The organism is Bacillus cereus group sp. MYBK79-1 (assembly GCF_051915365.1).
Classification (GTDB): domain Bacteria; phylum Bacillota; class Bacilli; order Bacillales; family Bacillaceae_G; genus Bacillus_A.
In genome coordinates this window covers 252,959-266,748 of the sequence record NZ_JBQAEO010000005.1, presented here as the reverse complement: position 1 = coordinate 266,748, position 13,790 = coordinate 252,959, and the positions used below count along the sequence as shown (strand labels likewise).

The following is a 13,790-nucleotide window of genomic DNA, read 5'->3' as shown; positions in this document are numbered from 1 at the left end:
ATTCATATATGAATTTAAAAAGCAGACAGCATATTATCCTGGAAAACCTTAGTAAATTCCAGTTTATTCATATAAAACATGCATATATTCCTCTTTATACATAGCCTTTTATGCAGATTAAATATTTTCTCTCCAACGATATACAACACTTTCATACTAATTAAAAATAAAAGACACGGGACCGTGTCTTTTATTTTTTAATCTTGAAGATTTGAATCTTCCGTGTCTTCCACACCAGAGTCTTCACCAATTCCGTGATGATCACGAACAAAGAAGGCAATTTCCTCTCTTAAATCCGTATTCTCTTTTAAGAATTGCTTCGAATTTTCACGACCTTGTCCTAAACGCTCTTCATTATAAGAGTACCAAGCACCACTCTTTTGAACGATATCAAGTTCAGAAGCCATATCTAAGATTTCACCTTCTCTTGAAATACCTTCTCCGTACATAATATCAACTTCAGCAACACGGAATGGTGGTGCTACTTTATTCTTAACTACTTTTACTTTCGTTTTATTACCAACGATGTCGTTACCTTGCTTTAATTGCTCCGCACGACGTACTTCAAGACGAACTGTTGAATAGAATTTCAACGCACGACCACCTGGAGTTGTTTCTGGGTTCCCGAACATAACCCCAACTTTTTCACGAATTTGGTTAATAAAGATTGCGATTGTTTTTGATTTATTGATTGCACCTGAAAGCTTACGAAGTGCTTGAGACATTAAACGAGCTTGTAAACCTACGTGTGAGTCACCCATGTCTCCTTCGATCTCAGCTTTCGGTACAAGAGCTGCTACAGAGTCAATTACGATAATATCAACCGCGCCACTTCTCACAAGTGCTTCTGCGATTTCTAGTCCTTGCTCCCCTGTATCAGGTTGTGATAATAGTAATTCATCTATGTTAACGCCTAATTTTTGTGCATATACAGGATCCATTGCATGCTCCGCATCAATAAACGCTGCTTGTCCACCTTGACGCTGTACTTCAGCGATTGCGTGTAATGAAACTGTAGTTTTACCTGAACTTTCTGGTCCATAAATTTCGATAATACGGCCACGTGGGTATCCGCCTACCCCTAGTGCCACATCAAGTGCTAAAGAACCACTTGAAATTGTAGAAACTCTACGCTCCGCTTGTTCTCCTAATTTCATAATTGAACCTTTACCGAATTGCTTCTCTATTTGTTTTAACGCCATATCTAACGCTGCTTGACGATCACTCATTCAAAATTCCTCCTTAACTGAATTGCTAATCTTATTATACCTATTTTCAATTCAATTTGCCAACAAAAATCGAACATTTATTCGATTTTTTTATTTTCCATTAAACAAAACTGTATTTAAGTATTAAAAAAAGCTAGAAGAGACTTATATCTCTTCTAGCTTTTTATACAAATGATAAAATCCACATTTCACCGAACGTTCCCTAATTTGTTGACGACTTCCACTTAAATGAAGAGGAAAGACTACAGTTGGTTCATCCTTAATCGCCAATCCAACGAATACTGTTCCCGGCTCTTTATGTTCTGAAGCATCCGGTCCTGCTACCCCAGTGAAACTAATTCCGATATCCGCGTTTAATAAGCCCTTAACATTTTCAGCAAGATAACGAGCACATTCTTTACTAACTGCACCATCAGTAGACAACACTTCCACAGGTACATGTAAAACATGTTGCTTCACATCATTATGATAACAAATGACACCGCCTTTAAATACTGAAGACACACCAGCACTTTCTGTCACTTGATTGCCGAAGAGACCACCGGTTAAACTTTCTGCACACGCTAAAGTTAATCCTTTTTTCTTCAATAACTCTATCGCCTTATCATGCAGAAACTCTTGATCATACCCGTAGAAAAATTCTCCTACTCTTTCTAAAATCAAATCTTCTGTATACTGAATGAGTTTCGCCGCTTCATCAGCATTTTGATGTTTAGCAGTTAAACGTAGTGTCACTTCTCCATCATTCGCAAGGGGGGCGATTGTCGGGTTCGTTTGTCCATCAATTAAATCTTGAACTTTCACTTCTAATTGAGATTCCCCAATCCCGAAAAAGCGAAGCACACGAGAATAAATGTTTTCTCCTTTTGTAAAGTTACGTAAAAAAGGCTCTACATAACTTATATACATCGGCTTCATCTCTTTCGGTGGTCCTGGTAATAAAATATAAACTTTCCCGTTCTTATTTAACCCCATACCAGGCGCCATGCCGTGATTATTTGCAAATACAATTGCTCCATTCAAAACGAGCGCCTGCTTTTTATTATTCTCTGTGAACTCGCGACCTGTACGCTTAAAGTAATCGCTTATCGATGCTAATGCCTTTTCATCATACACAAGTTCTTCACCCAAACTAGAAGATATCGTTTCTTTCGTCAAATCATCTTTTGTCGGGCCTAATCCACCTGTGAAAATAAGCATATCAGCACGTTCTTCCGCAACTTCAATCGCCTGCTGTAATCGCTTGTTATTATCTCCAACTACAGTATGGTAGTACACATTAATTCCAATTGATGCTAACTTTTCAGATAAAAACTGGGCATTTGTATTTGCAATTTGTCCAAGTAACAATTCAGTTCCAACCGCAATAATTTCAGCATTCATCCCAATTCCCCCATAAACTTCTATTTTGAGTTTACAAAAGCAGCTCTATTTTTCCAGAAATAATCCCATCCTGAAATAACAGTAAAGAATAATGCAATCCATATAAAGATATCAGCAACTGGGATATGGATTAAATTTAAAGGTACATCGTGTAATAAATACGCTGCAATTGCAATAATTTGTGTCCACGTCTTAATTTTCCCTAACTGATTTGCTGCCACTACTTCCCCTGTTCCAGCAAGTACAAGTCGTAAACCTGTTACTGCAAACTCACGGCTTATAATTACAATAACGATCCAAGCAGGTACGTATTGCATCTCAACTAACGTGATAAGTGCTGCTGAAACAAGTAATTTATCAGCTAACGGATCAAGGAACTTTCCTAAATTCGTTACAAGATTATACTTTCTTGCGTAGTATCCATCAATCCAATCTGTAGCCGAAGCAATAATAAAGATAAGTGCCCCAACTAAATGTTGAATTGGTAAATCAACATCACCAATTGTGTATGAGCCCCAATCAAATGGTGCTAACATAATTACCATAAAAATTGGAATTAAGAAGATTCTAGATATTGTAATTTTATTTGGTAAATTCACAGCTATTCCTCCATCATATCAAAAACATTTGTTCATTGAAAAAAGTCATCGAAGCGATGACTGTTATTGTGCTGGTTGCTCTATCCCTTGGTTTTTTATCACCAATCTTTGGTGAAGTTCTTTTTCTGTATCCAATGGGTAAGCGACCACTTGGCCATTCAGTTTAACTTCAACATTCGTTGCATTTCCAATATTAAGTCGCACTTCTTTTACTGTTGATACATCATGTTTTTCTACTTGGCCCTCTTGTACTGTAGTGTTTAGAATTTCGTTCCCCGCATCATCTTTAACATCTACATAACTCGCACCTTTACTCGATATTTCCAGTTCTAATGTTTTATTATTATGAATTTCCAAAGTAGATACTATACCAGTTGTTCCAACTACTTTTACTTCTTGTTGTCCAGTTGGTTGTGCGGGTTGTTCTTCTTTCTTTGGCTCTTCTTTCTTTGGTTCCTCTTTTTTCGGCTCTTCCGCTTTTACTTCTTCTTTCTTCGTATCTAACGGAGAGTTTTCCGCTTTTTTAACTTCAATTTTCTCACTTTGAGCATTCGGAACTTTCTCATCACCTTTTCCAGTTAACGCTTGGAAAACAAACCAAATTACCACTCCAAATGCGATTACTAACAACGCAACTAAAATTTTCGGCATATGATCTGCAATTGGCCATGATGAAGATTTTTGCATTGTTTCTTGTGTTTTTTGTCCTGTTGATACTTGTGGAACGTCGCGTTTTTCAGATTGTGGTATCGTACTCTGATATTCTACAAGCAGTTCCTCTCCATTTAAGCCAACCGCATCTGCGTATTGTTTAATGAATGCACGCGCATAAAAAGCTCCTGGCAATACATCATAATTGCCTTCCTCAATCGCTACTAAATGGCGTTTTTGAATTTTTGTAATCTCATGCAGCTGATCCATAGACAAGCCTTTCGTTCCTCTTGCTTCTTTCAGCTTTTGTCCTAATTCTGTCACTACTAACACCTCAATATTTCTTTAAAAGTCAAACATAGAGAAATTATTTTGCGTACCTTGCTCAATTTCATCTACTAAATTATATTGAATTTCTTCATCATAATCGTTACGTAACTCGATAATATAATCAAAATCATCCAATGTGTATTCTGACTGGCTCACAAATACATCAGGATGTTCCACAACTTTCGTTGCAGGCAATCTCATAATTTCACGAACGAGCTGCCAATGCCTTTCGTTAGCACGCTTTGTTGACACGATTCCATCTAAGATGAAAATATTGTCGTCGCTATACTCGTCTTCAATCAATTGACTACGAACCGTTTGCTTAATAAGAGTAGATGATACAAATAACCATCTTTTATTTGCACAAACACTTGCGGCAACAATGGATTCTGTCTTTCCGACACGAGGCATTCCTCGTATCCCGATTAGTTTATGACCTTCTTTTTTCATTATTTCAGCCATAAAGTCTACAAGTAACCCTAATTCATCACGCACAAACCGAAATGTCTTCTTATCATCTGCATCTCGTTGTATGTACCTACCATGTCTAACCGCTAGCTTATCTCTTAGCTTTGGCGGACGATATTTCGTTACCGTTATGTTATCCATCGTATTTAAAATTGATTCAAGTCTAGAGATTTGCTCTTGATTATCGCACATAAGGAGTAATCCACGTCGTGCGTTATCTACACCATTAATTGTGACAATATTAATGCCGAGCATACCGATTAACGAAGAAACGTCACCAAGCAAGCCAGGTCGGTTTTTATGTATTTCATATTCAAAATACCATTCAATCATCCAAGATCACTCCCCTTGCTTACTTTACACCTACGTACTATATTATATGATTTCACCTTAATAGGGAAGCTAAATGTATAATCTAACCCGCGTTATTATTATACAAAAAAAATAGAGAGGAGAATCTCCTCTCTATTTTTTACTTATGCTGTACGAACTTCACCATTAAGTTTGCGATTGTATGTTGCTCTTGTTCATCAGCAACTTTCCAAAGCTCAGACAATAATTTCTCTTGATCATTGCGCGCTTCTACTTCATTTGCTAAATAATCTCCAACACGAAATGCCATATCTGATACAGCACCACCATCAAGACCTTTTCCTGATGCCTGTTCTAAACGTTCTCCTAAAAAGCTCTTCCATTGATCAAAATTATCTAAAACTGACATGTTTAAGCACCTCACTACTTAGTAATAGAATCATACTTAATTTGTACAGTTTTTCATTTTTTATGTAACAATTTTTTAGCAATGCCAACCACCATTTACTCCGATAATTTGTCCAGTTATGTAAGATGCACCTGGTGATACGAGGAATGACACTGTTTTTGCTACTTCTTCTGGTAATCCCAACCTGCCTAACGGAATCTCTTCAGCAATTTCATTCTTATCCTCTTCTGAAAATACATGTAACATTTCCGTTTCAATTGCACCTGGTGCCACCGCGTTAACCCTTAATCCACTTAATGAAACTTCTTTTGCTAAAGCTTTCACATATGAATTTTGTGCACCTTTTACCATCGAGTAAAGCACTTCACATGATGCACCAATTTGGCCCCATATAGACGAAACAAGTACAATATTACCACTTCTCCGCTGAATCATAGATGGCAATGCCATTGATAATAGTTTATAGATGCTCTTTACTTGAAGTTCTACCATATAATTCAATTCATCGTTCGTTACATCTGTTACGAGTCCAAATATACTCTTCCCAGCTGCATATACGATAACATCAAGAGGCTGTTCAATTTGGCCCCACAATTGCTCTGCTCCATCAGCAGAAGCCAAATTGGCTTGAACGGGAATCACTTCACCCCATTCTTTCTGCAAATCATTCACTTTCTCTTCACCGTTATTATAATGAACATATACTGTATATCCATCTTGAATTAATTGTTTTGAAATAGCAGAGCCAATCCCTCCGCTCCCTCCAGTTACTAATGCATACTTTTTCATAAATTCCCTCTCTTATCTCTACAAACTCATTTTCATACAACTAAATAATACCCTCATCTTATCATTTCTCTACGATAAGATGAGGGTATTATTATAAAACCTTTTATTTCTTCGGTAAAACCTGACAAACGCTCATTCTTTCTTCTGATAATAATGTTTTCGCTACTTCTTGTAAATCTTGAACAGTTAACCCTTCTAACACCGTTAATGCTTCAAACAGGCTCGATTCATTAAATGCATATCGTGTAAACTGATTTGCAATATATTCAGGTGAATTCAAGGAGCGTAAAAAGCCACCTATTTTCTTTTTCTTTACTCGTTCTAATGCCGCCTCATCTAATTGATCATAATTTGTGTTTAATAAAATACCTTTCAAACGCTCTTCCAGCTCATCAGGTTGCTTCGTATCGCCGCCAACCATTGCAAAACCGAAGTTATTCTCTTCCGTATAATCATACGAGAACGAATCATCAATAAGCCCTTCATTATATAAAGATTCGTAATGAACGGAGCTTTTCCCAAATAAATAATCTAAAAGTAGCGTAAGCGCAATTTCTTGTTTTAAAAGGGCTTCCCCTTTTTCTTTTAAATTTGTCGCTTTAATACCAACTAAACATTTAGGTGTTTGTACAGGCATTGAAATAATTTTCTTCTTTTCATTTACCTCATCTGGTTCTTCTTCAAATGAACGTACAATTTCTGGCTGATTTTTATAATCTTTTTCCGCTTGATTTTCGCGTACTAAATCCATTGTTTTCTCTGGATCAATTGCGCCCACAACAAATAGTAACATATTGCTCGGATGATAAAACGTTTCATAACATTCATATAATAGGTCTTTCGTAATTTTACTAATAGACTCGATTGTCCCTGCAATATCAATTTTAATTGGGTGCTTTACAAACAAGCTATCAATTAATCCAAAGTATAAGCGCCAATCTGGATTATCTTGATACATTTGAATTTCTTGTCCGATAATCCCCTTCTCTTTCTCAACTGTTTTTTCAGAGAAGTAAGGTTCTTGTACGAAGTTTAACAATGTATTTAAATTTTGTTCTACATTTGATGTACATGAAAAAAGGTAAGCTGTTCTTGTGAAAGATGTGAAAGCATTTGCCGATGCTCCTTGTTTACTAAACAGTTGGAAAGCATCGTGATCTTCTTTTTCAAATAATTTATGCTCAAGAAAATGAGCAATTCCATCAGGCACACGAATCATTTCTTCTTTACCTAGTGGTACGAATGTATTATCCATAGAACCATATTTTGTCGTAAACGTTGCAAACGTTTTATTAAATCCTTGCTTCGGTAAAATATATACATCTAATCCATTAGGAAGTTTTTCATAATAGAGCGTCTCTTTTAATTGCTCATAAACAATTTTCTCCATTTATTCTCCCTCCGTTCCTTGTAAAAAGTAAATTGTATCTAGTTCAATATTTTTAGCAACTTTCACAATCTCTTCTTTCGTCACACTTTCAATGCCTGTAAGCCATTCTTCAACCGGACGCGTACGGTCTGAAATAATGCCATGATACAGCATTTCCACAAATCCGCGTGGTGTATCAATCGCCTCTAATATTTGATTTTGAATAACACTTTTCGTTTGATGCATCTCTTCTTCAGAAAAATCACCATTTTGCATCGCTAACATTTGTTCTTTAATAATCTCAACAGCTTTTTCATAATTTTTCGCTTCGATTCCTGACATGACAAACAATAAGCCTTTATGACTTTCAAAGCGGGATGCCGCATAGTACGCTAAACTATTTTTTTCACGAACGTTCACGAATAACTTCGAATGAGAAAACCCTCCAAACAGTCCATTGAACAATTGCAATGCAAAATAATCTTCGTCTTTATACGTAATAAACGTTCGATAACCGATGTGTAATTTACTTTGTTTTAATTCTTGTTTTTCAACAACTTCTTTTTCTTCATTATTTCTCTTATGAAGAAGTACATTTCTTTCCCTTGCAGGACGTGCCGAAATAGAAAAATACTTACTTACAAGATCCAATGCGTTTTCTGAAATATCACCAATAATGTATAGATCCATTTCATCTTCCGCTAACACTTTTTGATAATATTGATACAAACTTTCATTTGTAATAGAAGAAACACTCTCTTTTTTCCCATTTGCACTTAAACGATACGGTTCTACTTTGCACATTTCTTCAATTAAACGCTCGTTTGCATAGCGCATTTTATCATCATACGTAGCTTCAATTCTTTGCAAGAGCGCTCTCTTTTCACTTTCTACGATAGAAGGTAGAAAACCGTTCCCCTCTGTTGCTGGATGTAAAACGATATCCGATAACATAGAAAGCGCTTTTTCAAATAACGGTGGTGCATCATGTAAATATACTTCATTTGCAATGTCTACATAAATAGAGATAACATGGTCTTCTCCTTTTTTACTTACATCTACCGCCAAAGAAGATCCGTATAATTCTTCTAAATATTGACGAAGACGAATTACAGAAGGAAGCCTTTCTGTCGCACTTTGCAATACGTATGGCAATAGGGCACGCTCTGTCACCGTCTCCTCATTCAAAGGTGCCTTAAAACGAAATACAAAAGTATTTGTTTTATATTTATCAGTTGGAATAATATGTACTCGCAAACCACCTAATTCATGTAACTGTTGTTCCATTAGTTTCATTTATAGCCCTCCTTTACGTATGTAGGAATATTCTTCTCCAATATACAGTTTTTAGAAATAAAAAATCAACTTTTCTTCCTCACTATACTTACATTAGGCTCTTTCTAAAAACTTTCATTTGTAAGGAACATAGTAAAATTCCGTATTAAATATAGTCTATGTAAAAAAGCCCGCACTAATGTGCGAGCTTTTTTATACTTATCGTTTTCCTTTTTCATAAGGAGTTCCTAATGCTTTCGGGGCTTCAGAACGACCTACAAAACCAACAAGCGCTAATATTGTGAATACATACGGTAATATCGTTAATAAAACACTCGGAATTTGATCTAATACAGGAATTGTTCCACCTGTTACACTTAACGATTGTGCAAAACCAAAGAATAACGCTGCACCTAATGCACCTAGTGGATTCCACTTCCCAAAGATCATAGCAGCTAATGCTAAGAAACCTTGTCCAGTAATAGTTGCCCCTGAGAAGTTATTAGAAATTGACATTGCAAAAATTGCTCCACCAATTCCAGCAAACACACCTGATATACAAACACCAATATAGCGCATTTTATATACGTTAATCCCCATCGTATCAGCTGCCATTGGATGCTCACCAACCGCACGAAGACGAAGACCGAACGGTGTTTTATAAATAACATACCAAACAACGAACGCTAAAATAATAGCAATATACGACGTTATCGGTACGTTAGAGAAGAATATTTTCCCTAAAACCGGAATATCCGAAAGGCCTGGAATATCAATCTTTTCAATACGGTACTGAATAAAGTCAGTCTGTCCTTTATCAAAAATCTTCTTAATTGCAAATACCGTTAACCCAAGAGCTAAGAAGTTAATCGCTACACCACTTACAACTTGATCCGCTCGGAATGTAATAGATGCTACAGCATGAAGTAATGCAAATAACCCACTACCAATTGCCGCAAATAATAACGCAATCCACGGAGTCATCGTTCCCCAAGTATCACCCATTAATAAGTTTGTAACAACTCCAATAAATGCACCAAATAGCATTAGTCCTTCTAATCCGATATTTACAACACCTGACCTTTCACTAAATACACCACCTAGTGCTGTAAAAATTATAGGTGCTGATGTATATAACGTACCCGTCACAAGAATGGCTAATATATCCAAAAAGCTCATTTATTTCCCCTCCTTGCTCATGCGTGTAAGCGCCCATCTTAACACATAACTACATGCAACAAAGAAGATGATACATGCAATAATCACATTAATAAGCTCTGATGGTACATCTGCCTCAAAGTTCATTTGAGGGGAAGCACTTTTCAAACCACCAAATAATAAAGCTGAAAGGATAATACCAAACGGATTATTCCCTCCAAGTAAGGCTACGGCAATCCCGTCGAATCCTACTCCTGTAAACGAAGACATCGCCGTCATACTTTGGAATGTCCCTAACCCTTCCATCGCTCCACCAATCCCCGCAAATGCACCAGCAATTGTCATAGAGAATACTACATTGCGAGAAACTTTCATACCAGCATATTTGGAAGCATGTTGATTAAATCCTACCGACTTTAATTCATAACCTAAAGTTGTTCGCTCTAATAAGAACCACATTAAAATAGCGATTAAAATTGCTACAACAATTCCCCAGTGAAGGCGCGAACCGTCAGTGATGGTAGCAAGCCAGTCTGAAGATAATGACGCACTCCCTTTGATGTCGTACGTTTTATCATTACCTTCGTGCAAGAAACGCTTAATAATGTCATATGTTACGTATAACGCAATATAGTTCATCATAATTGTTACAATAACTTCATTAACTTGAAATTTCCCCTTTAAATATCCAGGGATGAAACCCCAAATTCCACCTACCAATGCTGCAAATAAAATAGATAACGGAATGTGAAGAACAGCTGGTAGCGAAACTGCATAACCGAACCAAACTGCCGCAAGCCAACCAACTAGCAATTGACCCTCTACCCCGATATTAAATAAACCTGTACGAAATGCAAATGCCACTGATAAGCCGGCAAGAATAAGCGGTATCATTGTACGAAGCGTTTCACCGATTGCACTTGGACTACCGAACATTCCTGTCCAAAGTGCACTATAACCAACTATTGGATCATAGCCACTTACTAGCATTACAATTGCTCCGACAAGTAAGCCGAAAATAACGGATAGTACTGGGACTAAAATATTTATCGTTCGTTCTGTTAAAAGTTTTTTAGCCATTTGTACCCACCTGCTCCTTCTTTGTTCCTCCAGCCATTAACAATCCAAGCTGTTGTTCATTCGTTTCTTTCGCATCAACAATTGCTACGATTTTCCCTTCATAAATAACAGCAATTCGGTCACTAACATTTAAGATTTCATCTAACTCTAGCGATAAAAGTAATACACCTTTTCCTTTATCCCTTTGCTCTATTAATCTCTTATGAATAAATTCAATTGCTCCTACATCTAAACCACGTGTTGGCTGTGCCGCGATTAATAAATCTGGATCACGGTCTACTTCACGTGCAATAATTGCCTTTTGTTGATTTCCCCCAGATAAAGCACGCGCCAACGTTTGCTCACTAGGTGTACGTACATCAAACTGTTCAATAAGTGCCTTTGCTTTTTCTGTAATTTTACTAAAATTTAAAATCCCTTTCTTTGAAAACGGATTTTTATAGTACGTTTGCAGAACGACATTATCTCTAACAGAAAAATCAAGAACGAGGCCGTGTTTATGACGATCTTCTGGAATATGACCAATTCCTTCTTCTGTTATTCTTCGAACAGGCCAATTTGTTATTTCTTTTCCTTTAATTGCAATAGAACCTGACTCAACTTTTCGTAAACCAGTAATTGCTTCTATCAATTCACTTTGTCCGTTTCCATCAATCCCTGCAATTCCAATAATTTCCCCCGCACGAACAGTTAAGTCAAGGCCTTTTACAGCAGGTAGTTGACGTGCATCGTGAACAACAAGGTTTGCAATTGAAAGTACCTCTTCTTTTGGCTTCGCGTCTATTTTTTCTGTTTTAAAATTCACTTGACGTCCGACCATTAATTCTGCAAGTTTATTTTCATTCGTATTTGCAACGTCAACCGTTCCAATCCCTTTTCCTTTACGAATAATCGTACAACGATCGCAAACTTCCATAATTTCTTTCAACTTATGTGTAATAAGAACAATAGATTTCCCTTCTTGTACAAGCTTTTTCATAATTTGAATGAGCTCATGAATTTCTTGCGGTGTTAACACAGCTGTCGGTTCATCAAATATTAAAATTTCTGCCCCTCGGTAAAGTGTTTTTAAAATCTCAACACGCTGCTGCATACCAACTGAAATATCCTGTATTTTCGCATATGGATCTACAGCTAATCCGTATTGTTCAGACAGTTTTTGAATTTCTTTAGCAGCTTCCTCAACAGCAATTTTCCCTTTTTTCTTCGGTTCATTTCCGAGAATAATATTCTCTGTAACTGTAAAATTATGAACAAGCATAAAGTGCTGATGAACCATTCCGATACCAAGGTCATTTGCCACATTCGGATTGGTAATGTTTACAGACTTTCCTTTAATTTTAATTTCACCTTGTTCTGGTTGATACAAACCAAATAGTACATTCATCAATGTGGATTTCCCTGCACCATTTTCTCCAAGTAAAGCATGTATTTCTCCTTGCTTTACTTGCAGCGTAATATCATCATTCGCTACAATGCCTGGGAATACTTTCGTAATGTTATTCATCTCAATTACGTATTCCATTGTGTTCCTCCTTTTAACAGGGAACATTCCCCTATTACACTATTAACTTATTAAGCAATTTGGAAGTTTTATACATACAAAGGTTAGTTCTATGAACTAACCTTTGCTATTTCTCTATTTATTTTTTTAGAGAAGCTTCATATTCTTTATACTCTTTATCTGTAGCTGGTACTTTAATTTCACCATCTGTAATTTTCTTTTCAAACTCTTCTACTTTTGTTAAAATTTCAGGGTTAACTTTTTTCACGTTGTCAGTTGTTTTTGCAATACCAACACCGTCATCTTTTAAGCCAAACGCTTCTACTTTACCGCCTTTTAATTTACCATCTTTCGCTTCTTGTGCTACTTTTTCAACAGCGATATCTACACGTTTTACCATTGAAGTTAATGTTACGTTTTCAGGCATACCTTCTTGGTTTTGGTCACGGTCAACACCGATTACCCAAACATTTTCACCTTTTTTCTTACGGTTTTTCGCTTCAGTGAACACACCGTTACCTGTACCACCAGCAGCATGATAAATTACATCTACACCTTGACCATACATTGCTGATGCAAGAACTGTACCTTTTTCAGGTTTATCAAATGCTTCCGCATATTCAGATACGATTTCAATGTTTGGATTTACTGCCTTTGCACCAGCTTTAAATCCATTTTCGAATTTACTAATTAAATCACTCTTCATTCCACCAACAAATCCTACTTTATTCGATTTTGTTGACATAGCCGCTACCGCACCTACCAGGAATGAACCTTCATGATCTTTAAATGTAATACTTGTTACGTTCGGTGCTTCTACAACAGTATCAACGATTGCGAATTGTTGTTTTGGAGATTCTTTTGCAACTTCTTTAATTGCACCTTCTAATTTATAACCGATTCCGAAAGATAAATCATACTTATCTTTTGAAAATTTCTTTAAGTTCGGAATATAATCTGCTTCTTTTTCAGACTGTAGGTAACGATAATTTGTTTTTTCCTTTAATCCATTATCTTTACCAAACTTTTTCAAACCTTCCCAAGAAGATTGGTTGAATGATTTATCATCAACGCCCCCAACATCCGTTACCATACCAACTTTGAATTCTTTATCTTCTTTCTTGTCACTGCTCGCCTTATCCGAGTTACCACATGCACCTAAAACCGTGCTTGCTGCTAATGTTAATGATAATAAAAGACCTGTTTTTTTCTTCATACTAGAAACCCCTCCTGA

The 13,790-nt window shown here is 36.5% G+C and carries 13 protein-coding genes; all 13 read right to left on the bottom strand.

The window, feature by feature from the left end:
* Positions 1-197: 197 nt before the first annotated feature.
* Complete coding sequence (recA, locus tag ACTFOB_RS11735; RefSeq protein WP_063260397.1) at positions 198-1,229, bottom strand: recombinase RecA; 1,032 nt, start codon at positions 1,227-1,229, stop codon at positions 198-200.
* A 144-nt stretch (positions 1,230-1,373) separates the two neighbouring features.
* Positions 1,374-2,612: a competence/damage-inducible protein CinA gene (gene cinA / locus ACTFOB_RS11730; RefSeq protein ID WP_440026035.1), complete on the bottom strand. Its 1,239-nt coding sequence runs from the start codon at positions 2,610-2,612 to the stop codon at positions 1,374-1,376.
* A 20-nt stretch (positions 2,613-2,632) separates the two neighbouring features.
* A complete protein-coding gene (gene pgsA, locus ACTFOB_RS11725; protein ID WP_001052972.1) occupies positions 2,633-3,211 on the bottom strand; it encodes a CDP-diacylglycerol--glycerol-3-phosphate 3-phosphatidyltransferase in 579 nt (192 codons plus the stop codon).
* A gap of 63 nt (positions 3,212-3,274) precedes the next feature.
* Complete coding sequence (locus ACTFOB_RS11720) at positions 3,275-4,186, bottom strand: helix-turn-helix domain-containing protein (RefSeq protein ID WP_440026077.1); 912 nt, start codon at positions 4,184-4,186, stop codon at positions 3,275-3,277.
* A gap of 21 nt (positions 4,187-4,207) precedes the next feature.
* Positions 4,208-4,993: a DUF3388 domain-containing protein gene (locus ACTFOB_RS11715; RefSeq protein ID WP_000574107.1), complete on the bottom strand. Its 786-nt coding sequence runs from the start codon at positions 4,991-4,993 to the stop codon at positions 4,208-4,210.
* 139 nt (positions 4,994-5,132) lie between these two features.
* Positions 5,133-5,381, bottom strand: coding sequence for a DUF3243 domain-containing protein (locus tag ACTFOB_RS11710; RefSeq protein ID WP_000114455.1), 249 nt, complete (start codon positions 5,379-5,381; stop codon positions 5,133-5,135).
* Between the two features lie 75 nt (positions 5,382-5,456).
* Positions 5,457-6,170, bottom strand: coding sequence for an elongation factor P 5-aminopentanone reductase (gene ymfI, locus ACTFOB_RS11705; protein WP_440026032.1), 714 nt, complete (start codon positions 6,168-6,170; stop codon positions 5,457-5,459).
* Positions 6,171-6,273: 103 nt separating this feature from the next.
* Positions 6,274-7,560 carry an EF-P 5-aminopentanol modification-associated protein YfmH gene (gene yfmH / locus ACTFOB_RS11700; RefSeq protein ID WP_440026030.1) on the bottom strand — a complete coding sequence of 429 codons (1,287 nt, stop codon included), beginning with the start codon at positions 7,558-7,560 and terminating at the stop codon, positions 6,274-6,276.
* A complete protein-coding gene (gene yfmF, locus ACTFOB_RS11695; RefSeq protein WP_440026028.1) occupies positions 7,561-8,835 on the bottom strand; it encodes an EF-P 5-aminopentanol modification-associated protein YfmF in 1,275 nt (424 codons plus the stop codon).
* Positions 8,836-9,033: 198 nt separating this feature from the next.
* Positions 9,034-9,993 carry an ABC transporter permease gene (locus tag ACTFOB_RS11690; RefSeq protein WP_151632594.1) on the bottom strand — a complete coding sequence of 320 codons (960 nt, stop codon included), beginning with the start codon at positions 9,991-9,993 and terminating at the stop codon, positions 9,034-9,036.
* Complete coding sequence (locus tag ACTFOB_RS11685; RefSeq protein WP_440026025.1) at positions 9,994-11,052, bottom strand: ABC transporter permease; 1,059 nt, start codon at positions 11,050-11,052, stop codon at positions 9,994-9,996.
* A complete protein-coding gene (locus ACTFOB_RS11680) occupies positions 11,045-12,577 on the bottom strand; it encodes an ABC transporter ATP-binding protein (RefSeq protein WP_440026023.1) in 1,533 nt (510 codons plus the stop codon). The genes ACTFOB_RS11685 and ACTFOB_RS11680 overlap by 8 nt, the downstream gene beginning before the upstream one ends.
* A gap of 118 nt (positions 12,578-12,695) precedes the next feature.
* Positions 12,696-13,772, bottom strand: coding sequence for a BMP family lipoprotein (locus tag ACTFOB_RS11675; protein ID WP_440026021.1), 1,077 nt, complete (start codon positions 13,770-13,772; stop codon positions 12,696-12,698).
* Between the last annotated feature and the right edge of the window lie 18 nt (positions 13,773-13,790).

What these genes read in the sequence shown, in the direction of transcription:
- recA (WP_063260397.1), bottom strand. Translation starts at nt 1,229, where the DNA reads ATGAGTGATCGTCAAGCAGCGTTAGATATGGCGTTAAAACAAATAGAG.
- yfmF (WP_440026028.1), bottom strand. Translation starts at nt 8,835, where the DNA reads ATGAAACTAATGGAACAACAGTTACATGAATTAGGTGGTTTGCGAGTA.
- ymfI (WP_440026032.1), bottom strand. Translation starts at nt 6,170, where the DNA reads ATGAAAAAGTATGCATTAGTAACTGGAGGGAGCGGAGGGATTGGCTCT.
- ACTFOB_RS11690 (WP_151632594.1), bottom strand. Translation starts at nt 9,993, where the DNA reads ATGAGCTTTTTGGATATATTAGCCATTCTTGTGACGGGTACGTTATAT.
- ACTFOB_RS11685 (WP_440026025.1), bottom strand. Translation starts at nt 11,052, where the DNA reads ATGGCTAAAAAACTTTTAACAGAACGAACGATAAATATTTTAGTCCCA.
- ACTFOB_RS11710 (WP_000114455.1), bottom strand. Translation starts at nt 5,381, where the DNA reads ATGTCAGTTTTAGATAATTTTGATCAATGGAAGAGCTTTTTAGGAGAA.
- yfmH (WP_440026030.1), bottom strand. Translation starts at nt 7,560, where the DNA reads ATGGAGAAAATTGTTTATGAGCAATTAAAAGAGACGCTCTATTATGAA.
- cinA (WP_440026035.1), bottom strand. Translation starts at nt 2,612, where the DNA reads ATGAATGCTGAAATTATTGCGGTTGGAACTGAATTGTTACTTGGACAA.
- ACTFOB_RS11680 (WP_440026023.1), bottom strand. Translation starts at nt 12,577, where the DNA reads ATGGAATACGTAATTGAGATGAATAACATTACGAAAGTATTCCCAGGC.
- ACTFOB_RS11675 (WP_440026021.1), bottom strand. Translation starts at nt 13,772, where the DNA reads ATGAAGAAAAAAACAGGTCTTTTATTATCATTAACATTAGCAGCAAGC.
- ACTFOB_RS11715 (WP_000574107.1), bottom strand. Translation starts at nt 4,993, where the DNA reads ATGATTGAATGGTATTTTGAATATGAAATACATAAAAACCGACCTGGC.